The sequence below is a fragment of the Microbacterium timonense genome, from assembly GCF_900292075.1.
Taxonomy (GTDB): domain Bacteria; phylum Actinomycetota; class Actinomycetes; order Actinomycetales; family Microbacteriaceae; genus Microbacterium; species Microbacterium timonense.
Genome location: NZ_OLMV01000005.1, coordinates 207,742 through 230,812, shown reverse-complemented (window position 1 = coordinate 230,812; position 23,071 = coordinate 207,742). Strand labels below are relative to the sequence as shown.

Sequence of the window (23,071 nt, the reverse complement as noted above, 5' to 3'; positions counted from 1 at the left end):
ATGCCAGTGATCATACGGCTCCACATCAGTTCCCCGCAACCGGGCCGCGTCCTCGGTCCCCGGGTGCGGATCGGGCGCGGCGGGCACACGGGCAGCACAACGCCCGGAGTCAGGGGCGATCATGTGCTGATGCTAAGGAGAGGCCGCCACGCGGTCACCGGGCTTGCGCGACAGCGGTGTCCTGTGCTTCTCGCGGGGGCTCTCACGGGGATGGCGTCGTGATCGCGGCGGACGTGACCGTCTACGGGGCCACCTCCGCCGGCGTCTGCGCCGCGGTGGCCGCCGCTCGCACGGGCGCGCGGGTGGTGCTCCTGGAGCCGGGACGCCACGTCGGCGGCATGACCAGTGGTGGGCTGGGCTACACCGACGTGGGGGACGTGCGAGCGCTGGGCGGCATGGCGGCCGAGTTCCGGGCGGCCGTGGCCGACCACTACGGCGTGGCGGTCGGCCATTACGCCGGCCCCGAGCCGCACGTCGCCGAAGAGATCTTCCTGCGCTGGATCGAGGAGGCAGGAGTGCTCCTCGTCACCGACGCGCGCCTGTCCGCGGTCGAGGTGCGCGATGGACGGATCGCGCGGCTGACCCTCGCAGACGGCTCCACGGCCGAAGCGGCGGTGTTCGTCGACGCGAGCTACGAGGGCGATCTCCTGGCCGCAGCGGGTGTCTCGTACGCCGTCGGACGGGAGTCACGCGCGCTGTACGGGGAGCAGTTCGCCGGACGGCGGGAGGTCGTCCCCGGTCGTCATTCCCTTCCACCGTGGATCTCACCCTTCCGCGACGACGACACCGGGCTGAACGCGGGGCCGCTCCTGCCGCAGATCAAGCCGGAGCCGATGGCCGAGGTCGGCGAGGGCGACGGCGGCATCATGTCCTTCGGGTACCGGGTGTGCCTGTCGTCGGCGCCCGACCGCATCCCGTTCCGCCGCCGGGACGGGTACGACGACGCCCATTGGGAGCTCGGGCGCCGCATCTTCGCCGACGCCGCGCGCCGCGGAGACGTCCATCCCGCCGGCCGGTACCTGGGTCTGGAGCCGAACCTTCCGGGCGGCAAGGCCGACGGCAACTCGCTCGGCCCCTTCTCGCTCAGCGTGCTCGACGGCAGCGCGTGGGAGTACCCCGACGCCGATCCCGTCCGGCGCGAAGAGATCCGGCTGCATCACCTGCGCCACGCCGAGGACTTCCTGTGGTTCCTCGCCAACGATCCCGCCGTGCCCGCCGGCGTGCGCCGCGACATGCAGGCCTGGGGTCTTCCGGCCGACGAGTTCGCCGACACCGGGCATCTCCCCCATCAGCTGTATGTCCGCGAGGCGCGCCGCATGCTCTCGGATGCCGTCCTCACCGAGCACGACCTGCGCGCGGGAGCCGTGCCGCCCGACGTGGTGGCACTGGGCTCGTACCACCTCGACATCCGTGAGGTGCAGCGCTCCTGGCGCTGGGTCTACGAGCACCCGGACCCCATCGCGATGGCGGTCACGGAGGGATACCTGTCGGTTCGCGTCCCGGTGTACGGCATCGGCTACGGGTCGCTCGTGCCGCGACGTGAGGAGTGCACGAACCTCGTGGTGGCGGTCTGCGTCTCGGCATCCCACGTGGCCTTCTCCTCGCTGCGTATGGAGCCGCAGTACCAGATGCTCGGCCATGCGGCGGGCCTGGCGGCCGCGTCGGCCGCGCGAGGCGGCCATGCGGTTCAGGATGCCGATACGGACCACCTGCAGCAGCGGCTGCGAGACGGCGGTGCCGTGCTGGCGGTCTGACCTGCTCCGCCGGCGGGCGGCATGAGAGGGTAGGCCCGTGACGACGGATCAGCACTCGCCTGATGAACTGTCGCGGTTCGCGGAGCTCATGCGGAACGAAGAGGAGTTCCCGGGCATCGCAGACCGCATCGATCCGGCGGTCCGCCGGCGACGGCGACGCCGTGCCCTCATCATCACGATCGTGGTGATCGCCCTCATCCTGTGTGCCGTCGGCGGATACACCGGCTGGGCACTGAGCGCACCGGTCGCCGCGCCCGCCGCCGTGTCGGCGGCGCCGCACGTGGCCGCTCCTGCCGCGGCCACGGTCAGTCTCCCCTCCAGCGGAGCGTCGGCGATCAGCGTGTCGGGCGCCGACGCCTACCTCGGGCCGACCGCCAGCGGCATCTGGGCCACGAGCGGCTCGAACGACCCTCGCCCCATCGCCAGCATCAGCAAGCTGATCACTGCGCTGGTCATCCTCGACGCCCACCCGCTCGCCGATGCCTCAGACCCGGGCCCGACGATCACCTTCGACAAGGCCGATCACGACCTCTACGACAAGTACTACGTGATGGGCGCCACGATCGCCGCGATGCCGACGGGCAGCACCATGTCGCTGCACGACGCCCTCGCCACGATGCTCATCCCCTCCGCCAGCAACTACGCCGAGGCCGTCTCGACGTGGGCGTTCGGCTCCCAGGGCGCGTTCCTCGGCGCCGCGCGAGCATGGCTCGCCGCCAACGGCTTGTCGGGCACGACCATCGTCGAGCCCACGGGGATCAGCTCGCGCAACACCAGCACGCCGACCGATCTCATCGCGCTCGGCAAGCTCGCCCTCGCCCACCCCGCGATCGCTCAGATCGTCGCCACCCCCTCGCTCACGCTGCCCGGCCCGGGCGCGATGCACAACACCAACGGGCTGTTGGGCACCGACGGCATCACGGGGCTCAAGACCGGCAACCTCGGTGAGAACAGCTACAACCTGCTCTACTCGGCATCCCTCGAGGTCGGGGCGGGCGAGCCGCTCACGGTCGTCGGGGTGGTGCTCGGCGGCGCCACCCGCGAAACGGTCAACGCCGACGTGGTGCGCACGCTCGACAGCGTCCGCAGCGGTTTCCACGAGGTGCCCGTGGTCGCGCAGGGCCTCGAGGTGGGCTCGTACTCGACGCCGTGGGGTTCCACGGCCCGCATCGTCGTCGCCGAGGACGCGTCGATCTTCACGTGGTCTGACACCCCGATCACGGTGGCGATCCAGACGACGACGCCGAAACTGTACGAGGACGGGGAGCAGGTCGGCACCCTCACCTGGACGGCGGGTCCGCAGACGGCCACCGCGCGACTCGAGATCGACGGAGACATCTCCCCGCCGACCGAGTGGTGGCGTCTCACCCACCCGTCCGAACTCGGGGCGGGATAGCCCGCGGCCCGCTGCCGCCCCGCGCGCGCCGCCGATAATGAGGTGGTGGAGCCGTGGGAGATGCGCGAGTGGTTCGGCGACTACCTCGACGCCTCCAACAGACACGACCTGGATGCCATCCGCTCGTTCCTCGATCCCGGCGTACGGCGCGCTCACCTGCCGGGCGGTGCGGATGCCTGGATCTCCGATGTCGCGGACCTCTTCCACGGCTTTCCGGACTGGCGGTGGCGGCGCATCCAGCTCATCGTCGAGGACGACCGCATCGCCGCGCACCTGCGCGGAAGCGGCACGCATCTCGGCGTCTTCCGGGGCGTTGCGGCCACGCGACGGCACGCGAACGTCGCGGAGTTCGCCATGTACCGGCTCGCGAGCGGGCGGATCGTCGAGTACTCCGGCTCCGACACCGACCGGGAGCTGCTGGCCCAGCTCGGCAGGACGGAGGCCTAGCGGGTCACCCGGTCCACGCCGTCGTCGGATCGAGGAGTCGTGCGGCCCGGCCGTGCAGGGTGAGGGCGAGCTCGGCCGCGGCCTCCAGCTCCTCGCACAGGTCCACGGCGCGCTCGAGGTCGGGGGCGCACACGACGCTGCCGTGATTGGCCAGCAGCAGCACGTGGGCGTCCGCGGCGGCATCCGCCACGCCCCGCGCGAGCGCGTCCGATCCCGGTGCCGCATAGTCCACCAGCCGCACGCGGCCGAGCGTCCGCAGCCGGTAGGGCGTGTAGGGCGGAAGCGGGTCGGCCCCTGGTGCGCAGGCGAGACACGACACCGCCGTCGCGGCGCGGGAGTGAAGGTGGATCACGGCGCGCGCATCCGGTCGCACCCGGTACGCCGCGACGTGCAGCGCCCATTCCTTCGTCGGGGCCGGTCCGGCCACGTGCGCACCGTCCAGGGCGAGCTCGACGACGTCGCCGGCGGTGACCCGGCGCAGGGACGAGCCCGTCGGCGTGATGAGGACCCGGTCACCGATCCGCACGCTGGCGTTGCCCGAGCTGCCCGGCGAGAGGCCCGCCGCCGCCACGGCCCGGCATGCGTCCACCAACTGTTGCGCGGTCATCGCTCCTCCTCCTCGAACGCGGTGGTGAAGAAGTCGCGGCCGCCGAAGTTGCCCGACTTGAAGCACAGGTCCAGCGCGCGACCGGCGGGATCGGTCGCCGTCGTCCATGCCACGCCCGGCGCGGCCACGCGACGCACGCGAAGCGTCGACACGCCGAGAGCCGCGGCGACCGCACCCGACGTCTCGCCGCCGGCCACGAGGATACGGCGGACGTCGGCAGTGACAACAGCGCGCTCGGCGATCCGCGAGAGCGCGGTCTCGACCAGGGCGGCGGCGCGGTCGCGACCCCATCGCTCCTGCACGCGCGCCACCACCGCCGGCTCGGCCGTCGCCGACACCAGCGGGATGCCGTCCGTCCCTCGCACGAAGTCGACGGCCGCCGCCACCACCCCGTCCAGATTCGCGGCGAGCGCGTCCACGTCGAGCACCCAGCGCGGGCCGGGGTAGGCCGCGACCTGCGCACGCGTGCGCTCTGAGCCGCTTCCCGAGAGGACGAGCGCGCGCCCGGCCGGCCGAGCCGGCGCGCCGACGCGGTCGCCGGTCGCGAGCGTGCGCGCGAGCGCGACCGCCAATCCGGCCGCGCCCCCGAGCACGAGATCGCCGGATGCCGCGACCGCGGCGGCTGCGGCATCCAGATCCTCTTCCATCACGGCGTCGACGAGGACGTGCCGGACGCCGTCGTCACGCAGACGGCGCAGGTGGTCCGCCACGGCGGCCGGTCCGGACCGCGCGGCCTCGATGGGCACCAGTCCGACGCGATGCGGCGTCTGCCGTGCGAGGACGCGCACCAGGTCGGGGTCGCGCATCGGTGTGAGCGGGTGGTGCGCGAGCGACGACTCCGACAGCAGCCGGTCGCCGACGAACAGGTGGCCGCGGTGCATCGTCCGCTCCACGGCCGGTGTGGCGGGGGTCCCGAACGAGACGGCGCCGCCCACTTCGTCGACGAGCGCGTCGGCGACGGGTCCGATGTTGCCGCGATCCGTCGAGTCGAACGTCGAGCAGTACTTCTGGTAGAGCCGCCGCGCGCCCCACGATCGCAGGACGCGCGCAGCTGTCACGCTCTCGCCGACGGCCTCCTCGACGGGGGCGGTCCGCGACTTCAGAGCGACGATGATGCACGCGGCAGCGGGCGCGGTCGCGGGGTCGGGAACCCCGAGGCGCACCTCCGCATCCAAGCCGGCAGCCGTCACGCCGGCGGCGACGTCGCACGCGCCGGTGATGTCGTCGGCGATGACGCCGAGCTCGACGGTCATTCGGCGACCCGCACGGCGATGCCCGCCTCCTCGAAGCGCGAGAGCACGCCGAAGTCGGCCCTCGCGTCGGTGATCAGCAGATCGACCGTATCGAGGGACGCGATGCGCACGACCGATGTCTTCTGGAGCTTGTCGGCGTCGGCCAACAGGACGACCCGCGACGACTGGCGTGCGAGCAGGCGCTTGATCGCCGCGTCGAGCACATTGGTGCCCCACAGCCCGTCGAGGCCGACCGCGGTCGCCGACAGCAGCGCGATGTCGCAGCGGATGCCGCGCAGGGTCTCCTCAGCGATCGGCCCGGCGAAGCAGCGGGTGTCGGGCTGATAGTGCCCGCCGGCGGCGATGAGTCGCGGTTCGGAGTCGCGGGCGAGCGTCTCGATGACCGGGAGCGAGTGCGTGACGATCGTGCGGTTGTGCAGGAGCGGCGCGACCGCTGCCACGGTGGTGCCGGCGTCCAGGGCGACCACCTCGGCGCCGTCGGCCTCAGCCGCCGCCACCCGGGCGATCGCTCGCTTCTGCGCGGCGCCGACCTCATCCCGCCGTTCGAACGGCACGCCGGCCGAGTGCGCTGCCGCACCTCCTGCGACGCGGCGCAGCACGCCCTCCTCCTCGAGCAGGCGCAGGTCGCGACGCACGGTCATCTCCGAGACGCCCAGGCGCTGGGCCGCGTCGGCCGACGAGATGTAGCCCCCGTGGGCGACGAGCCGCTCGAGCTCCGCGCGCCGCTCCGGCGCCCCCGTGTACCGCATGGCCGCTCCCTCCGCGTCCCCTCGATCCTGATGATTATCGAACACATTTGGCAAATCTGTTCAAAATGTCACAAACTATCGGTGATGGCTCGCACAGAGACCGGGGCGCTGATCCTCGGACTGGACATCGGCAGCACGACGACGAAGGCCGTCCTGGCTGCCGTGACCGATGACGTCCGCGTCGTGCACGTGGCGAGAGCCGCGACCCCGGGCGACCCGGTGGAGCTGATCTCCACGGCCGCCGCCGTCACCCGGGCCTGCGCGGCTGCCGCCTCTCGCCCCATCGCCGCGGTCGGCATCGCCTCGATGGCCGAGAGCGGCGCGGCGCTGGACGCCCACGGGGCCCCGCTGACCTCGCTGCTCCGGTGGGATCGCGCGATCGACCGACGTCATCTCGACGACCTGCTGGCGCGGCATCCCGATCTTTCATCGCGCACCGGCGTTCCGGCGACGACCAAACCGGCAGCCGTCGGCCTCACCGCCCTCCGGGACGAGGACCCCGCCGTCTTCGCCGCGATGCGGCACTGGGCGGGAGTTGCGGACCTCGTCGCCCACGCGCTGACCGGCACGCGAGCGACCGACCACACGCTCGCCACCCGCACGATGATGGCCGGAGCCCGCGGCGAGACGTGGGACGCGGAGGTCCTCGACACCGTGGGAATCGACCTCGCGACACTGCCCGAGGTGCGGGCACCGGGGGACCCGGCAGGGACCACCGCGGAGTCCGCGACCGCCTTCGGACTGGGCGCGGGCATCCCGGTGTTCGTCGCCGGACACGACCACGTCGTCGGCGCCTGGGCGAGCGGCGCGCGCTCCGCCGGCGCGGTGGCGGACTCCCTGGGCACGGCGGAAGCCGTCGTGAGGGTGACGGATGCCGCCGCCTCGGCCTCCGAGCCCGCGGATGCGGCGCTCATGCCGGCGGCGGTCTCGGCCGGGTTCTCGGTCGGCCGCACCGTGGACGGCACGGCGATCACCATCCTCGGCGGCAGCCGCGCGTGCGGCGCGATGCTCGAATGGTGGGAGCACGCCCACCCCGGCGACGACGCCCGGGCGACCCTGTGCGCCCAGCCCGCCGGGTCGTGGCGCACGAGCCGCATGACCGTGCTGCCCTACCCGTCGGGCCGGCAGTGCCCCGTGCCCGACCCGGCGGCCGGCGTCGTCGTGCGCGACGAGGCGCCGAAGCCCCGCGAGCGTGCGCGTGCCGTGCTGCAGGGGCTGGTGTTCCATGCCCGCTGGATGCGCGAGACCATCGACGCCGTCGCGGGCTCCCCCAGCCGCGAGCTGACCGTCCTCGGCTCGCTCGCCGACCGCATCCCGGCGTGGGCCCCGCTTTCGGCCGCCGCCGGGATCCCGACGTTCCGCGCCACCACGGCGGAGCCGGTGGCCGCCGGCGCGGCGCTGCTGGCCGCCGTGCGCGCCGGCGAGGCATCCGACCGGCTCTCACTCGCCCGCGAGCGCGTTGCGCCGACGCAGGCGCCCGACCTCGACCGCGCCTATCGGCGGTTCCTCGACACCATTCTCGAAGGAGACACATGACCACCCTCGATGCCATCGCCCGCCCGTCCGGAGCGTTCGCGATGGTCGCCATGGACCAGCGCGAGAGCCTGCGTCACATGTTCGACCTCGCCGGCCACGGCCGGCCCGCCGACGACGTGCTCATCGACTTCAAGCTCGCCGTCGCCGAGGAGCTCGGCCCGTACGCGTCGGGCTTCCTCGCGGACCGGCAGTACGGCTTCGACCGTGTCAGCGCCGCCGTGCCCGACTCGACCGGGCTGATCCTCGCGGTCGACGCCCTCGACCAGGCCGACGGCGGGCCGGTGGAGGACACGGATCTGGATGAGGCGGCGGTCGCGGCCATCCCCGCAGGCGTGGACGCGCTGAAGCTGCTGCTCATCTGGCGCCGCGACGAACGTCGTCAGGCACGCGTCGCGCTCGCCGAGCGGTTCATACGGGTGGCGCGCGAGAACGGCGTGCTCTCGGTGCTCGAGCCGGTCGTGCGACAGGCGCCCGGCGAGACGGGCTTCGATGCGGATGCGGCGATCCGCGAGGCCGCTCGGGAGCTGTCGACTCTTCGCCCCGACCTGTACAAGGCGCAGGTGCCGCTGGCGGGCACGGGCGACGAGAAGCAGCAGCGGGAGGCGAGTGCGCTGCTGAACGCCGCCATGACGGGCCCCTGGGTGGTGCTGTCGCAGGGGGTGGACCGCGACCGCTTCGCCGACGCGGTGCGCGCGGCATGCCTCGAGGGCGCGAGCGGCTTCCTGGCCGGGCGCGCGCTGTGGAGCGACGTCGTCGGCAGCGACACGGTGCGCGAGGACCTGCGCGCACGCTCCGTCGAGCGCCTGACGATCCTCGGTGACATCGTGGATGAGACGGCACGGCCGTGGGAGGAGGCGTGAGCGTGCGCGTCGGCGTCCTGCACACGGTTCCGGCGCTCGTGCCGGTGTTCCACGGCCTGCTGACCGAGCGCCGTGACGACCTCGACATCGTCCACGTCGCCGATCCGTCCCTGCTGTCGCGGGCCGTCGCGGCCGGCATCACCGACGACGTCGCCGGCGACCTGCGCCGGCATGTCGCCGCGCTGCGGGATTCCGGCGCGGGCGCGGTGCTCGTCACCTGCTCCTCGATCGGCGAGGCGGCGACGGATGCCGCTGCCGCGGTGGGCGTGCCCCTCGTGCGCGTCGACGCCGCCATGGCTGACGAGGCCGCGAGGCGGGCCGGCGCCGGGCGCGAGGCCGCGGAGCGGGCCGGCGCCGGGCGCGGACGCATCCTCGTGCTCGCCACGCTCGAGGCCACACTCGGCCCCACCAGCCGCCTGGTGCAGTCGGCAGCGTCGGTGTCCGACGTGGAGGTCACCGCACGGGTGGTGGCCGACGCCGCGGAGGCCCGGGCGTCCGGAGATCTCGCTCGTCACGATCAGCTCATCGCGGAGGCGATCGCGGCGGCGGGTGACGTCGACGTGATCGTGCTCGCGCAGGCGTCGATGGCGACGGGCGCCGGAGACGACCCGCGGGTGCTCACGTCGCCGGCGTCGGGGGCCGCGCGCTTCGTCGAGAGCCTCGCGGACCGATGAGCGGCGTCTCCCTGCTGACGTACGCCGACCGTCTCGCGGGCGACCTGCCGGGGCTCGGACGGCTGCTCTCCGCCGAGTTGGCCGTCTTCTCCGGCGTCCACGTGCTGCCGTTCTTCACGCCGTTCGACGGCGACGACACCGGTTTCGACCCGGTCGATCACACCGCCGTCGACCCACGCCTCGGCTCGTGGGACGACATCCGCCGCATCGCCGATGCCCGCGAAGTGACGGCCGATCTCATCGTCAACCACGTGTCGAGCCGGTCCGCCGAGTTCGAGGACTGGCTCACCCGAGGACCGGCGTCGGCGCACGAGGGCATGTTCCTCACGTTCGACCGCGTCTTCCCGCACGGTGCGAGCGAAGCGGACATCACCGCGTTCTACCGCCCGCGCCCCGGCCTCCCCTTCACGCCCTATCGCGCGGCCGACGGCACCCGCCGGCTCGTGTGGACGACGTTCATGCCGTCACAGGTCGACATCGACGTGACCCACCCGGCCGGCACCGCCTATCTCGAGCGTCTCGCCGGCACGCTGGCGGCCGGCGGCGTGGGCACCGTGCGGCTGGATGCCGTCGGCTATGCCGTGAAGACTCCCGGCACCGACTCGTTCATGACGCCCGAGACGCTCGCCTTCGTCGCGGAAGCCGCCGCGCTGATCCGCGATCGCGGCATGAGGGTGCTCGTCGAGGTGCACGCCCACTACTCGCAGCAGCAGGCGATAGCGCCCCTCGTGGATCTCGTCTACGACTTCGCGCTGCCGCCGCTGCTCCTGCACGCTCTCGGGACGGGCCGCAGCGACCGGCTCGTCTCGTGGCTCGGCATCCGTCCCGCCAACGCCGTGACCGTGCTCGACACGCACGACGGCATCGGCGTCATCGACGCCGGCCCTTCGGGCGATCGCCCTGGCCTGCTGTCGCAGGATGAGATGGCCGACGTGTTCCGCTGGGCGCACGAGGCCACCGGCGGCCACTCCTCGGTCGCGTCGGTGATCCCGGCGTGGATGACGCTGCCGCACCAGATCAACGCGACCTTCTTCAGCGTGCTGGGGCGCGACACGAAGCGGATGCTGCTGGCGCGGGCGGTGCAGATCTTCGTGCCCGGCGAACCGCAGTTCTACTACGTGGGCCTGCTCGGCGGCCAGGACGACACCGAGTTGTTCGCGCGGACCGGCCAGGGGCGCGACGTCAACCGGCATTCGTACACGCCCGGAGAGATCCGGGCGGCGCTGGCGACCGACGTGGCGCGCGGCCAGCTCGCGCTGGCGCAGCTGAGGCGGCATCCCGTGTTCGAGGGCACCTTCTCGTGGGAGGCGCCGGACGATGCCTCGCTCCTGCTGACGTGGCGCGCGGAAGGCCACGAGGCGGTCCTTCGCGTGCGGTTCGACGACCCCGACTTCGAGATCACGCTCGACGGCGTGCCGGTAGACCTGCTCGCCTGAGCGGACGGGTAGCGCTCGCGGGCTCCCCGCGTGGCTCGCGGCCGGCGGTGCGGCGGGTGGCGGGGCGGGCGGCGGTCGGCTGTCGGCGCGGGCGGCGGGCACCGCTCGACAGGTCAACCGGGCTTCCACAGGAGCCCCGGGCATGCAAACGTCCTGTAGAACCGCGGTTGACCTGTTGAACGGCGGTTGAGCTGTTGAACTGCGGTTGACCTGTTGAACGGCGAACCTCCTGTGGAACCGCAGGTTGCCCACGGCAGCGCGCCCGACCGACGAACGGCCTACGGACGCACCCGACCGGCGACGCGGCATGCAACAGGCGCGATGCGCCGCGGGCCGGATGTTCGCGGAGGGTGCCGCTGCGGTCGATGCGGGGCCGCGGCATCCGCTCGACAGGTCAACCGGGCCTCCACAGGAGCCGCGGGCATGCGAACGTCCTGTAGAACTGCGGTCGACGCTGGCGCCGGCATCCGCTCGACAGGTCAACCGGGTCTCCACAGGAGCCGCGGGCATGCGAACGTCCTGTTGAACTGCGGTTGACCTGTTGAACTGCGGTTGACCTGTTGAACTGCGGTTGACCTGTTGAACTGCGGTTGACCTGTTGAACTGCGGTTGACCTGTTGAACTGCGGTTGACCTGTTGAACGGCGAACCTCCTGTGGAACCGCAGGTTGCCCGCGGCAGCGCGCCCGACCGACGAACGGCCTACCGACGCACCCGACCGGCGACGCGGCATGCAACAGGCGCGATGCGCCGCGGGCCGGATGCTCGCGGGGCGTGCCGCAGCGGTCGACGCGGGACCGCAGCATCCGCTCGACAGGCCAACCGGGCTTCCACAGGAGCCCCGGGCATGCGAACGTCCTGTAGAACTGCGGTTGACCTGTTGAACGGCGAACCTCCTTGGAACCGCGGGTTGCCCGGTGCCGCGCCCCCGACCGACGAACGGACTACGGACGCACCCGACCGGCGACGCGGCCTACAACAGGCGCGATTCGCCGCGGGCCGGATGCTCGCGGGGCGTGCCGCAGCGGTCGACGCGGGCCGCGGCATCCGCCCGACAGGTCAACCGGGCTTCCACAGGAGCCCCGGGCATGCGAACGTCCTGTAGAACTGCGGTTGACCTGTTGACGGCGGTTGACCTGTTGAACCGCGGTTGACCTCTTGAACGGCGAACCTCCTGGGGAAGCGCGGGCTGCCCGGTGCCGCGCCCCCGACCGACGAACGGCCTACCGACGCACCCGACCGGCGACGCGGCATGCAAGAGGCGCGATGTGCCGAGTGCCGGATGCTCGCGGAGCATGCCGCTGCGGTCGATGGATGCTGCACCGGTGCAGCACCGGCGCAGCTTCGGCACTGCGAGGCCGGTGAGGCCTAGGACTGCCCCGCCGAGGATGCCGACCGGTCGTTGAACCCGCCGGCTGTGATGGCTCGCGGGTCACGACGAATTTCGCCGGCGGTTACGCTTCGGGTGTGGCGGGGCAGACGACAGACCATACTCGCGAGGCATACGACGAGATGGCCGGCAGCTACGCCGAGCTGATCCGCGACACCCGGTACGAGGCTGCCGTCGACCTCGGCATGGTGACGCTGTTCGTGCAGTCCCTGGCGCAGCGACCGGCGACGGTGCTCGACGCCGGCTGCGGCACCGGGCGCATGATCACCCACCTGTCGACGCTCGACCCCGAGCTGGTCATCGCGGGGAGCGACCTGTCGCCGGGGATGCTCGCGCGGGCGCGGTCGCAGCATCCCGGCCTGGAGCTGGTCGCCGCCGACAACGCGTCGCTGCCGTTCGCCGATGAGCGCTTCGACGGCGTCCTGGCCTGGTACTCGACCATCCACACCCCGCCCCACCGGCTCGGCGCAATCTTCGAGGAGTTCCGGCGTGTGGTCCGCCCCGGCGGTCTCGTGCTGCTCGGCTTTCAGGCGGGGACGGGCGACCGCCGCCTCGACAAGCCGTACGGCCACGATGTGGACCTCGTCGCCTACCTCCACCACACGCCGTATGTGCGCGATGCGCTGATTCACTCGGGCCTCGCGCCGGTCGCGGTGCTGGATCGAAGCGCCCGGGGCGGCGGCGCACGCCGCCGGGGTCGGGGCGCGTTACGCCCGGTGCCGCCTCCTCCACAGGGGCGCTGTTCACGACTCGAACTCCGGTTCTCCACAGTTTGGAAGTGACCGCTGATCAGGCCCTTTGAATGTCGGTGACCCTCGGCACAATGGTCTCATGAAAGCCCTCGCCGATGCTCTCGCCGAGCTCGGCGACGCGCTCGCCGAGACGGTCATGGCAGCGGGCGACGATCTTCGAGTCGTCGACGATGCCGAGGTCCTGACCGTGCTGGCCGCCGCGGGACGGCTGCGTCGCCAGACCGAGGCGGTGATGATCGAGGCGGTCGCACAGCTCCTCGATCGTGACGAGGCGGCACCCCACCCCGAGCGGGTGACGACGCGATACGGGTGCCGCAACACGAACGAACTCGTGCAGCGGGCGACGAGAGCGTCCTCGCGCACCAGCGCCGACGTGGTGGCAGCCGCGAAGGCGACACGGTGTCGGCTCTCCCTCTCGACCGGTGACGTGCTGCCTGCTGAGTTCCCACGGATGCGCGACGCGCTCGTCGCCGGTCACGTCGGGCTGGACGGAGTGATCGCCGTCGCCGGCGTGCTCAGCGGCTGCAGCGCCGGTCGCGCGGAACTCCTGGCGGCCGATGAAGAGCTCGCCGCCGCGTCGGGGCTCGCCACGGACGGTACGCCGCCCGCCTCTGCGGACGAGCTTCGCGCCCAGGCTCACGTGTGGGCGGCTTACCTCGATCAGGACGGCGCCGAACCGGCGGAGTCACGTGCGCTGCGTAAGCGCGGCGTCACGCTCGGCCGGTGCCGCGACGGGCTCATCCCCATTCGCGGCAACCTGCTGCCCGAGGTCGCGGCACAGTTCGAGACGGCGTGCGACAGCGTGCTGAATCCGCGCGTCGACGGCGCACCTGGGCCCGGACCGCGCTTCGTCGACAGCGACGCCGCCCCCGGCGGCGACGCCGAGAGCCCGATCGAGGCCGCGGCCGATCCGCGTACGGCCGCTCAGAAGCGACACGACGCCCTCGCCGTCCTGCTCACGGCCGCTGCGGCCTCCGGAGATCTGCCGATGCTCGGCGGCGCGGCCCCCACTCTCGTCGTGCAGGTGCGCGAAGAGGATCTCATCAACGGGCGGGGCTACGCCCACCTGCCCGGACGCGACGAGCCCATCTCGATCGCTGCGGCCCGCCACGTCGCGTGCGCCGGTGTGATCGAGCGCGTCCTGCTCGGCGAGAACGGGCGAATCGTCTCGCTGGGAACGCTCGAGCGCGTCTTCAACCACCATCAGCGACGCGCGATCACACTCCGCGACGGCGGTTGCGTCGTTCCCGGCTGCCACGTGCCCCCGCAGTGGTGCGAGATCCACCACGTCGAAGAGCACTCACGGGGAGGGCCCACCCACACCGACAACGGCGCGCTGCTGTGCTGGTTCCACCACCGCACGATCGACAACGGCGGATGGGAGATCCGGATGGTCGCGGGAATCCCGCACATCCGCGGGCCGTACTGGTGGGACGCTGCCCGACGATGGCGACCTGCCGGAAGGTCGCCGACGCGACGATCCGACCGACTCGCCCATCGAGGAAGCGGGTGATGAAGTGCAGTCCACGTGTGAACAGCCCGCGCTAGAAGAGCTCGTTCAGCAGCTCCACGACGCGATCGACGAGCGCCTCACCTGCCCCGGGCGCGACGCGGCACGCGTCCACCACCTCATACCCGCCCTCCGTGAAGGCGTGCCGCGGGGGCACATACCAGAGCGCACCGTCCGTGTATCCGACCACGAGGGTCACCGCGGCCCGCGACCGTCGCTTGATGGCGACGCCCAGTTCACTGAACAGCTCCGCCGGCACGAACGCGACGCCCACGTCGCCGATCCGCAGCGCCGAAACGTCGGCCTCGATGGTGGGCTCCCGGCCGGCCCTCCAGGCGTCGAGCACGGCCTCGGCTTCGGCGAGGTGAAGCTCCCGCCACCAGACCGCGGACTCGAGCTCCGGCTCCGCAGCCGCTCCAGCCCGCGCCCGCATGTCGCCGGCCCCAGCCGTCGTGTCGTCGGCTCGCCCTCTCTTGACGTCGGCCCGGCATCTGCTCACGTCGGCCTCCGCCTCCGCGACGGATGCCGCGCCCCTCCGCGGCAGCGGCACGCGCACGCGCCGAGACCGCAATGGAGCATCCGCGACCGCGGCTGCATCCCGCAGGAGTGCGCCTGCCGCCGCGGCCAACGTCACACCGGTCTCACGCGGACGCGACCAGTCCGCGCGCTTGTCGGGAGGATCGATGTCCCCCGCCGCGCCCTGGAGGAACAGCACCCGCCCACCGGACGACCGCTCCAGCTCATCGCGCAGCACGCCGGGAAAGTCGGCGGTGAGGCTGCGCACCGAGCTCTCCAGCGACGACGGATGGCACGCGTACGACACGAGCGTGGCGACGGCGCTGCCACGCGGCATCCCATCGCTCACTGCATCGAACGCCACCGCCACCAGTTCGGGGTCGACATGACCCGCGGGGTTGGGTGCGATCGCGACCGATCCGTCCGGCTGCGGCAGCCGGCGATTGACACCGAGCCGCACATCAGCCCGTCCCGCCCGGACGCGGACGGCGACCCGTGCGTCATCGGCCGCGAGCACACACTCGGCCACCGCCGCGGCGAGGTGGCGACGGTATTCCACCGTGAGCGGATGCCGGCCGCCCGGCATGTCGCCGGCCTCGGCGACCACGGGACCGTAGTGCGTGTGGCTGCACGCCAAGAACACGCGCTCCGGGCCGATACCGGTCACGGCGTGCACCGCGTGCTTGAGCGCTGCGACGAGCTCATCGCTGTAAAGCCCGATGAGATCGAGCGCGACCACGGCATGCCGGGTGTCGCCCGCATCCCCGTCGTCGGCGAGCACGAGCGCGGTCGCTGTCAGGTGGTCGTGCACGTCGCTGGCGACGCCTCTGCCCACGAACCCCGACAGCGGGATGCCGAGGGGCGGCGTGATCGTCGCACGTGCCGTCCCGGCGGTCAGCGCCACGACCGCGCCGCCCTCGGGATCAGCAGCACGGGTGCCGCCGACGGCCATCGTGCGGCGAATTGCGTCATGGGAACAGTGAACCCGCCCAGACCGGCCCGGCATAAGGGACGATCGCGATCGCAATCGCCCGGACCACGGCGCCCGGCGGTCAGCGCTGCAGCACCTCGCGCACGAAGGCGGGAACGACGTCCACCGCGACCTTGGCGTCATGCTCCTCGGCGCGAGCGAGCGCCGCCTCGACGTCGGCGCGCGACGCCGTCCCCGCCAAGAGGTCGAGGGCCGCGAGCCCCGCGACCCCCATGTCGGTCGCGGCGACCAGCCACGGCCGCAGCGAACGAGCGGGTTCCCAGGTCGTGTCCACGGCGGCAAGACTCGCCAGTTCGCTCAGCCGCTCGCGCAGTTCCCGGTCGCCCGCGCCGTCCAGCGCCGCGGCGGCGGCCCGGTCGAGCGGGGGATCCATGGGAGCCGACGGGGGCCACGACGACAACGTGCGCACGAGCGGCGCGAGGGCCGCCGCATCCGGACCGGCCACGACCCGCAGCGCCGCGGCGGCCGCACGATCGGGATCGTACGCGGCGGGGTTCCAGGCCCAGTCGGCGAACGCCGCGATGCCGAAGCACCCTGGCCAGAACTCGACCATCGGATTCGACCAGGCACCGCGAAGACCCGACCCGTCGACATGGGAGGTCCGCCCCACCAGCGGGCCCAGGAACGCCCGCCCGCGATCGAAGTCGTTCACCGGGAAGTTGTCCCACAGCAGCAGCCGGTCCCCGAACACCTGTGCGGCGGCGTCGATGTCATCGCGCGTGACCTCGCCGACGACGATGTCGCGACCCGTCCACCACACGAGCGCCTCCTGGGGCAGGCCTGCGGCGAAGGCCTCGCGATACGGCGACGTGGACGTCCCGGCGTAGTCGGTCGGCACGACGAGGAGATCCGCGCCGGGGCGATGCCGGCGCACCACGCGCTCGGCGAACCGGCGAGCCGCCTCCGCGTGGGCGGTCCCCAGCGCGGCGGCGTCCGCACCGAAGTGCGCACGGTCCTCCTCATGCCGCGGCTCCGGCGGCACGTCGTCGAACAGCAGCGCGATCCCGGGGATCCCGGCATCCAGCAGTTGCACCGCCTTCGTCGCGAGCAGCTCGTGCTCGCGCTCGTCCGAGAACACCATCGACCCGGCGGGGTGCAGCGCCACCACGACCTCGACGCCGACCTCGGCCCCCGCGCGCGCGAGCTCCCCCAGCCGTGCCAGCTCGGCCTCGGGGTACAGCTCTCGCCATCGCTCGCGATGCCACGGATCGTCCTTGGGCGCGTACACGTAGGAGTTCAGCTTGAGCCGGCCCGCCAGCCGCACGGCGGCCAGCCGCTCCTCATGCGACCACGGCTCGCCGTAGAAGCCCTCGATGATCCCGCGATGACGCAGCACCGGCGCGTCCTCGATGAGCATCGATGGCACGACTCCGTCGCGGGCTGCGGCCAGCTCGTCGAGGGTTCCGCGCGCATAGCGGACGCCGCGCGGACCGGATGCCTCGATGAGCGCGCGTCCGGCCGACACCTCGATCCGATAGGCCTCCGCGGGCAGATCCTCGACCACACGTTCGGTGATCTCGAGCTGCGTGAGCGACCAGTGGCCTGCCTGCAGGTCGAGACGCCGCGGGTGGGGGATGACGGGCACGGGACGCGGGATCGTGTCGGCATCGAGCACGTGGGAACGTTATCACATAGAATGTCCGTCATGGGCTCCACTCCCTCGCTGACGAGTGACTCCGATCATCAGACGATCCAGGCCGCGCGGTACTCGCTGTCATGGCGAACCGGCTCCCGCGACCTGGTGACCTCTCCCTACTTCGAATTGACCGACGCCGAAGGCGCTCGGTGGATGCGCATCTGTGCGCTCTCCAGCGTGCATTCGCGTGCGGCGCGCGACGAGAGCATGGGTCTCGAGCCGCCCCAGGTGCGCACCGAGGCCGACGCCCTCGTGGTGACGGTCCGCTCGCGCTCCAGCGCGTGGGACGACCGCGTGCTCGAGCTGCGCTGCACGCCCGACGCGGTGGAGGTCACGCTCGAGGCGCGGGGCGGCGGCGCCCTCACCGACGTCACGATCCTCGGGGGCGACGGCATCCTGCCCACCGGCGCCAGCGGCACGTTCCGCTCCGGCTTCGAGGCGCAGTCGCTGTATGTGCCGAGCCCGACCGAGCCGGTGGCGTTCGTGCGGCCGGTGTGGTCTGCCGCGTCGCTCGGAGTCGTCGGCGACGCCGACCCCGGCCGCCTCAACGGCGTCTTCTCGCCGCCCCCGCTCGCTCTGGCGTTCGGCCGCGACCCGGCGACCGACCCGTTCTCGCCCGGACCCGGGCCCTGGCTGGCGATGTGGCTGCGGGCGCCGGTGGAGGAGCTGGGCTTCACCACCATGCGGTTCGACCCGGTCGACGGCGGGGGACTCCTGCGTCTCGCCTACGAGGGACACACCGCGGTCGACGGACTCTGGCGCTCCCCCACGGTGGTCATCCAGCCCGTCGAGTCTCCCGCGCAGGCCCTCCACGATTACCGTGACGACCTCGTCCTCGCCGGCCACGCGCCCGCGCTGGCCCCCGCTGTCGAGCCCTGGTGGCTCGAGCCGATCTTCTGCGGGTGGGGCGCGCAGGTCGCACGCACCGGCAAGAACGGGTGGGCACCCGACCTGTGCCGTCAGGAGATCTACGACGATTTCCTGCACACCCTCGCCGCGGCATCCCTCGATCCCGGCACCGTCGTCATCGACGACCGGTGGCAGGCCCACTACGCCACCGCCGAACCCGACACCGAGGCATGGCCCGACCTGCGCGGGTGGATCGACGCCCGGCACGCCGAGGGGCGCAAGGTGCTGCTCTGGTTCAAGGCCTGGGACCCGGCAGGCCTGCCCCCCGAGGAGTGCGTGACGGATGCCGTGGGCCGGCCCATCGCGGCCGACCCGGGGAGCCCGGCGTATCTGGCCCGGTTGGACGCCATCGTCGAGCGGCTGCTTTCGGCCGAGGGCCTCGATGCCGACGGCTTCAAAGTCGACTTCACCCAGCGCGCGCCCAGCGGGACGATGCTCCGGTCCGGCGCCGACAGCGACGGCGTGTGGGGCGTCGCGGCGCTTCATCGCCTGGTCGCCCGCATCCACTCGGCGGCCAAGCGCATCAAGCCCGATGCGCTCGTCATCACCCACACCGTTCATCCGTCGTTCGGCGGCGTCACCGACATGATCCGCACCAACGACGTGCTCGAACACGACGTGAGCGGCCGCCCCGTGTCGGTGGCCGCGCAGCTGCGAGCGCGCTACGAGATCGTCGCCGCGGTGATGCCGGGCTACCCCGTCGACACGGATCAATGGCCGATGCCCAACCGCGAGGAGTGGCTCGACTATGCGCAGACCCAGGCGGGCCTCGGGGTTCCGGCGCTGTACTATCTCGAGCAGGTGCGCGAGGATGAGCCGATCGATCTCGAGCACCTCTCGCTCATCGGTCGCACGTGGGACGAGTACCGGAAGAGACTGAGATGAGGGCGACGGCGGTCGCGCGAGGTGTCTGGCGCATCGCCGACACCTGCCACGTCTATCTGATCGTGGATCCCGACGCCCCCGATGGCGAGCGCGACGCGATCGCCATCGACTTCGGCTCGGGGCTGGCACTCGGGGAGCTCGCCGAGCTCGGCATCCGTCGCATCACCGACGTCTTCATGACGCACCACCACCGCGACCAGGGACAGGGGCTCCCGCTCGCCGTCGCCCACGGCGCGCGCATCCACGTGCCGCCGGTCGAACGTGAGCTGTTCGACCGCGTCGAGGAGATGTGGGAGGCCCGCCAGCTCGACAACGACTACAACCTGCGACAGGACCGGTTCTCGCTGCTGGAGTCGGTGCCGGTGCATGCCACGGTGCCCGAGTACCGGCAGGTGGAGGCATCCGGGGTCAGCCTGTTCGTGCTGCCGACGCCGGGGCACACGATCGGATCGGTGACGTACCTGCTGGACCGCGACGACGAGCGACTGGCGTTCACCGGCGACCTGCTCTACGCACCCGGCAAGGTCTGGTCGCTGGCGGCCACGCAGTGGTCGTACACGCAGAACGAGGGCCCGGCGATGACGGTGCTCAGCGCGCTGCTGCTGCACCGCTATCACCTGTCGGTGATCGCCCCTTCGCATGGCGAGCTCATGCGCGACCCCGACCACGCACTGGAGCTGCTCGCGCAGACCATGCAGCAGTACGTCGACTCCCGCCGCTCGTACCCCTGGGATCTGCGCGCCCGGCTCGAGGACCCCTTCGTGGCGCTCACGCCGCATCTGCTGCTGAATCGCACGTCGATGTCGTGCTCGTACGTGGTGCTCTCCGAGACCCGCGAGGCCCTCATCGTCGACTACGGGTACGACATGACGACGGGCCTGGTGCTCGGGCAGGAGCGCGCGGCGCGACGGCCGTGGCTGGCGTCCCTCCCCGCCCTGCGCGAGCTGTACGGCGTGACGCGCATCAGCGTCGCACTGCCCACCCATTACCACGACGACCACATCGCGGGGCTGCCGCTGCTGCGCGACGTCGAGGGCACCGAGCTGTGGATCCCCGAGAACGTGGCCCCGACGATGGCCGATCCGTGGCTCGAGGACCTGCCCTGCCAGTGGTACGACCCGATCGTCGCCGACCGTGTGCTTCCGCTCGGAGAGGCGTTCTCGTGGAACGAGTACACGATCACGGCGCACGAGCAGCCCGGTCACACCCTGTACGCGGTGGCGTACGAGATGCAGGTCGACGGGGTGACCGTCGTCTTCACCGGCGACCAGCAGGAGGGTCTCGGCGGCCGCGACGGCCGGCGCGACATCATGAACTACCAGTACCGGAACCTGTTCCGCCTGGGTGACTACGTCAAGAGCGCGGCACTGTACCGCCGCATCGCTCCGGGGCTGATGGCCAGCGGCCACTGGGACCCGCGCTGGGTCGACGACCAGTACCTCGACTACCTCGCCGAGTCCGGGCGGTTCGTCGACGAGCTGCACGAGCGCCTGCTGCCGCTGGACGAGCTGTCCATCGGCCTGGACGGACAGACGGCGCGACTGCTGCCCTACCGTCGCCGCGCGGTTGCCGGTGTGTCGGCGGATTACACCGTACGGGTGCGCAATCCGCTCCCCGAGCGTGCACGCGCCCGGATCAGGCCCGTGCTGCCGGTAGGCTGGCGCTCGTCCGGACAAGAGTTCGAGATCGACCTCGAACCCGGCGAGGAGTCCTCTGTGCAGATGACCGTGACCCCCGCGTCCTCCGGGCGCCGGCAGCGAATAGCCATCGACGTCGCCATCGGCGACCTGATGCTCGGCCAGCACGCCGAAGCCCTTCTCGACGTCGCGGAGGCGGCATCGTGAACGACCGGCGCGCCCCTTTCGCGCGCCCGACCATCCGTGAGGTGGCCGACGCGGCCGGCGTCTCCCGGTCCACGGCGTCCCGTGCGCTGTCGGGGAACGGGTACGCCGCGCCCGAGGTGCGCGAGCGCGTGCGCGCCGTCGCGAAGGAACTCGGTTACGTCGTGGACGTCACGGCGCGCAGCCTCAAGCAGCGCACGAGCCGATCGGTCGGTGTGCTCGTATCGGACCTGCGCAACGTCTTCTACGCGGAGCTCGCCTCGGGCATCGGAGAGGAGGCGCGGGCGCACGGACGCACGCTGGTGCTCGTCGACCTCCGTGGCGACGGCTCCGACGAGCTCGAGGCCGCCGAGGCGCTCGTCGCCTCACGGGTCTCGGGGGTGATCGCGACACCGGTGTCGAAGGAGCTGAGCGGCTTCCTGAGCCGCATCGGGGTGCCGCTGATCGAGGTCGACCGCCGCTTCGACGCGGAGGGGACCGACGCGGTCGTCGTCGACAACCGCGCCGCTGCACGCGACACGACCTCGCGGCTGCTGAAGGCCGGGCACGAGCGCATCGCGCTGCTGATCGACGAGACGGAGTGGACCACCGGCGACGAACGCCAGCGGGGGTACCTCGACGCCCTCGCGGCTCGGAAGGTGCGCGTGGACGAGACCCTCATCGTGCAGGCGGGGTGGGATGCCGACGAAGCCAGGGCTGCCGCCGAGCGCATCCTGTCGCGGCCGGATCGCCCCACGGCGGTGTTCGCCGCGAACAACGTCCTCACCGAGGGCAGCTGGCGCGCCGCCGTCGCGCTCGGCCTCGACATCCCCTCGGATGTGAGCCTGGTGGGCTTCGACGATGCGCCGTGGATGAGCATGGTGGAGCCCGGCGTCTCGACGCGATCGCAGGATGCCGGCGCTCTCGGCGCGACGGCCATGCGCGCCCTTCTGGAACGCATCGACACGCCCGACTCGCCGGTGCGCACGATCGTGATGCCGACCCGCTTCGTCGATCGCGGGTCGATCGCGCCGCCTCGGCGATGACGGCACGCGACGGGGGCCCCGACGCCTCTCCGCTCGTCGACGCGGCCCGGATCGACGAAGACCTCGCCCGCGCCCTGGTTGCCGCGCAGTTCCCCCAGTGGGGTGATCTGCCAGTGCGCCGTGTGCGCGACGGCGGCAACGACCACCGCATCTTCCGGCTCGGCGACGCCCTGAGCGTGCGGCTGCCCAGCGCACCGGGCTACGTCCCGCAGGTTCGCAAGGAGCAGGAGTGGCTGCCGCGTCTGGCACCCGAGCTTCCGCTGCCGATCCCGGCTGTCGAGGGGGTCGGCGAGCCGAGCGAGCTGTTCCCCGCCCCCTGGTCGGTGTACCGCTGGATGCCCGGCCGGCCGGCCTCGGTCACCGAGGTCGCCGACTGGGCACGGTTCGCATCGGACCTCGCGGCCTTCCTCGTCCGGCTGCGGGCGGTGGACGCGACGGATGCCCCGGCCCCGGGTCAGCACAGCGCCTTCCGCGGCGGACCGCTGGAGCACTGGGACGACGAGATGAGCGTCATCCTCCACCGCGTGCACGGCCGGGAACGCGACCTCGCCTCCGGCATCTGGCGTGATGCGCTCGCGGCGCCCTCCACCGGACAGCCGGTGTGGTTCCACGGCGACGTGTCGCTGAACAACCTGCTGGTCGAAGACGGCGAACTGCGCGCGGTCATCGACTTCGGCTGCTCCGGCGCCGGCGATCCCGCCTGCGACACGGTGTTCCGCTGGACCTCGACGCAGCCGGCAGCACGCGAGCAGTACCGCACCGACTACGACGTGGACGAGGGGACCTGGGCCCGCGGCCGCGGGTGGGCTCTGTGGAAGGGCCTCATCATGATCACGAACAAGCCGCCGGGCCAGGCCGCGTTCGCCCGGCACGTGCTGGACCGGTTGTTCGCCGAGGCCTGACAC

Annotated in this window: 18 protein-coding genes; 13 read left to right on the top strand and 5 right to left on the bottom strand. The window is 72.2% G+C overall.

What is annotated here, in order from left to right:
* The first annotated feature begins 218 nt into the window (after positions 1-218).
* Genes C9992_RS14815 through C9992_RS14805 form a run of 3 tightly spaced genes read left to right on the top strand, consistent with a single transcriptional unit; the run spans position 219 to position 3,597 of the window.
* Positions 219-1,754 carry an FAD-dependent oxidoreductase gene (locus tag C9992_RS14815; protein WP_106816397.1) on the top strand — a complete coding sequence of 512 codons (1,536 nt, stop codon included), beginning with the start codon at positions 219-221 and terminating at the stop codon, positions 1,752-1,754.
* Positions 1,755-1,791: 37 nt separating this feature from the next.
* A complete protein-coding gene (locus C9992_RS14810) occupies positions 1,792-3,150 on the top strand; it encodes a D-alanyl-D-alanine carboxypeptidase family protein (RefSeq protein WP_235008253.1) in 1,359 nt (452 codons plus the stop codon).
* A 45-nt stretch (positions 3,151-3,195) separates the two neighbouring features.
* Positions 3,196-3,597, top strand: a complete 402-nt coding sequence (locus C9992_RS14805; RefSeq protein ID WP_106816452.1) for an ester cyclase — start codon at positions 3,196-3,198, stop codon at positions 3,595-3,597.
* Between the two features lie 4 nt (positions 3,598-3,601).
* On the opposite strand, the gene C9992_RS14800 is transcribed toward C9992_RS14805, so the two are convergent.
* Genes C9992_RS14800 through C9992_RS14790 form a run of 3 tightly spaced genes read right to left on the bottom strand, consistent with a single transcriptional unit; the run spans position 3,602 to position 6,206 of the window.
* Positions 3,602-4,204, bottom strand: a complete 603-nt coding sequence (locus C9992_RS14800; protein WP_106816396.1) for a class II aldolase/adducin family protein — start codon at positions 4,202-4,204, stop codon at positions 3,602-3,604.
* On the bottom strand, positions 4,201-5,457 hold the full coding sequence (gene otnK, locus C9992_RS14795) for a 3-oxo-tetronate kinase (protein WP_106816395.1): 1,257 nt from the start codon (positions 5,455-5,457) through the stop codon (positions 4,201-4,203). Before otnK ends, C9992_RS14800 begins: the two co-directional genes overlap by 4 nt.
* Positions 5,454-6,206 carry a DeoR/GlpR family DNA-binding transcription regulator gene (locus C9992_RS14790; protein WP_106816394.1) on the bottom strand — a complete coding sequence of 251 codons (753 nt, stop codon included), beginning with the start codon at positions 6,204-6,206 and terminating at the stop codon, positions 5,454-5,456. Before C9992_RS14790 ends, otnK begins: the two co-directional genes overlap by 4 nt.
* Before the next feature lie 84 nt (positions 6,207-6,290).
* Between C9992_RS14790 and C9992_RS14785 the strand changes: the two genes are divergently transcribed.
* The 6 genes from C9992_RS14785 to C9992_RS14760 all read left to right on the top strand — a co-directional run bounded on the left by C9992_RS14785 (position 6,291) and on the right by C9992_RS14760 (position 14,366).
* Entirely contained in the window at positions 6,291-7,742 is a 1,452-nt protein-coding gene (locus C9992_RS14785; protein ID WP_160150901.1) for an FGGY family carbohydrate kinase, read from the top strand.
* Entirely contained in the window at positions 7,739-8,602 is an 864-nt protein-coding gene (locus C9992_RS14780; protein WP_106816392.1) for a hypothetical protein, read from the top strand. Before C9992_RS14785 ends, C9992_RS14780 begins: the two co-directional genes overlap by 4 nt.
* Complete coding sequence (locus tag C9992_RS14775) at positions 8,599-9,276, top strand: hypothetical protein (RefSeq protein WP_146145339.1); 678 nt, start codon at positions 8,599-8,601, stop codon at positions 9,274-9,276. The genes C9992_RS14780 and C9992_RS14775 overlap by 4 nt, the downstream gene beginning before the upstream one ends.
* A complete protein-coding gene (locus tag C9992_RS14770) occupies positions 9,273-10,712 on the top strand; it encodes an alpha-amylase family glycosyl hydrolase (protein WP_106816390.1) in 1,440 nt (479 codons plus the stop codon). Before C9992_RS14775 ends, C9992_RS14770 begins: the two co-directional genes overlap by 4 nt.
* Before the next feature lie 1,466 nt (positions 10,713-12,178).
* Positions 12,179-12,883: a class I SAM-dependent DNA methyltransferase gene (locus C9992_RS14765; RefSeq protein WP_106816389.1), complete on the top strand. Its 705-nt coding sequence runs from the start codon at positions 12,179-12,181 to the stop codon at positions 12,881-12,883.
* Between the two features lie 49 nt (positions 12,884-12,932).
* Positions 12,933-14,366: an HNH endonuclease signature motif containing protein gene (locus C9992_RS14760; RefSeq protein WP_106816388.1), complete on the top strand. Its 1,434-nt coding sequence runs from the start codon at positions 12,933-12,935 to the stop codon at positions 14,364-14,366.
* Between the two features lie 31 nt (positions 14,367-14,397).
* Here C9992_RS14760 and C9992_RS14755 read toward each other — a convergent pair whose 3' ends face one another.
* On the bottom strand, positions 14,398-15,831 hold the full coding sequence (locus C9992_RS14755; RefSeq protein WP_106816387.1) for a hypothetical protein: 1,434 nt from the start codon (positions 15,829-15,831) through the stop codon (positions 14,398-14,400).
* 100 nt (positions 15,832-15,931) lie between these two features.
* Positions 15,932-17,485, bottom strand: a complete 1,554-nt coding sequence (locus tag C9992_RS14750) for a beta-N-acetylglucosaminidase domain-containing protein (protein ID WP_106816386.1) — start codon at positions 17,483-17,485, stop codon at positions 15,932-15,934.
* 30 nt (positions 17,486-17,515) lie between these two features.
* Here C9992_RS14750 and C9992_RS14745 point away from each other — a divergent pair, with 30 nt between their 5' ends.
* Genes C9992_RS14745 through C9992_RS14730 form a run of 4 tightly spaced genes read left to right on the top strand, consistent with a single transcriptional unit; the run spans position 17,516 to position 23,068 of the window.
* Positions 17,516-19,300, top strand: coding sequence for an alpha-amylase family protein (locus C9992_RS14745; protein WP_106816385.1), 1,785 nt, complete (start codon positions 17,516-17,518; stop codon positions 19,298-19,300).
* Positions 19,297-21,144, top strand: a complete 1,848-nt coding sequence (locus C9992_RS14740; protein ID WP_106816384.1) for an MBL fold metallo-hydrolase — start codon at positions 19,297-19,299, stop codon at positions 21,142-21,144. Before C9992_RS14745 ends, C9992_RS14740 begins: the two co-directional genes overlap by 4 nt.
* The gene (locus C9992_RS14735) at positions 21,141-22,166 is read left to right on the top strand and encodes a LacI family DNA-binding transcriptional regulator (RefSeq protein WP_106816383.1); all 1,026 of its coding nucleotides are present in this window, start codon (positions 21,141-21,143) and stop codon (positions 22,164-22,166) included. Before C9992_RS14740 ends, C9992_RS14735 begins: the two co-directional genes overlap by 4 nt.
* Entirely contained in the window at positions 22,163-23,068 is a 906-nt protein-coding gene (locus C9992_RS14730; protein ID WP_106816382.1) for an aminoglycoside phosphotransferase family protein, read from the top strand. The genes C9992_RS14735 and C9992_RS14730 overlap by 4 nt, the downstream gene beginning before the upstream one ends.
* The last annotated feature ends 3 nt before the right edge of the window (positions 23,069-23,071 follow it).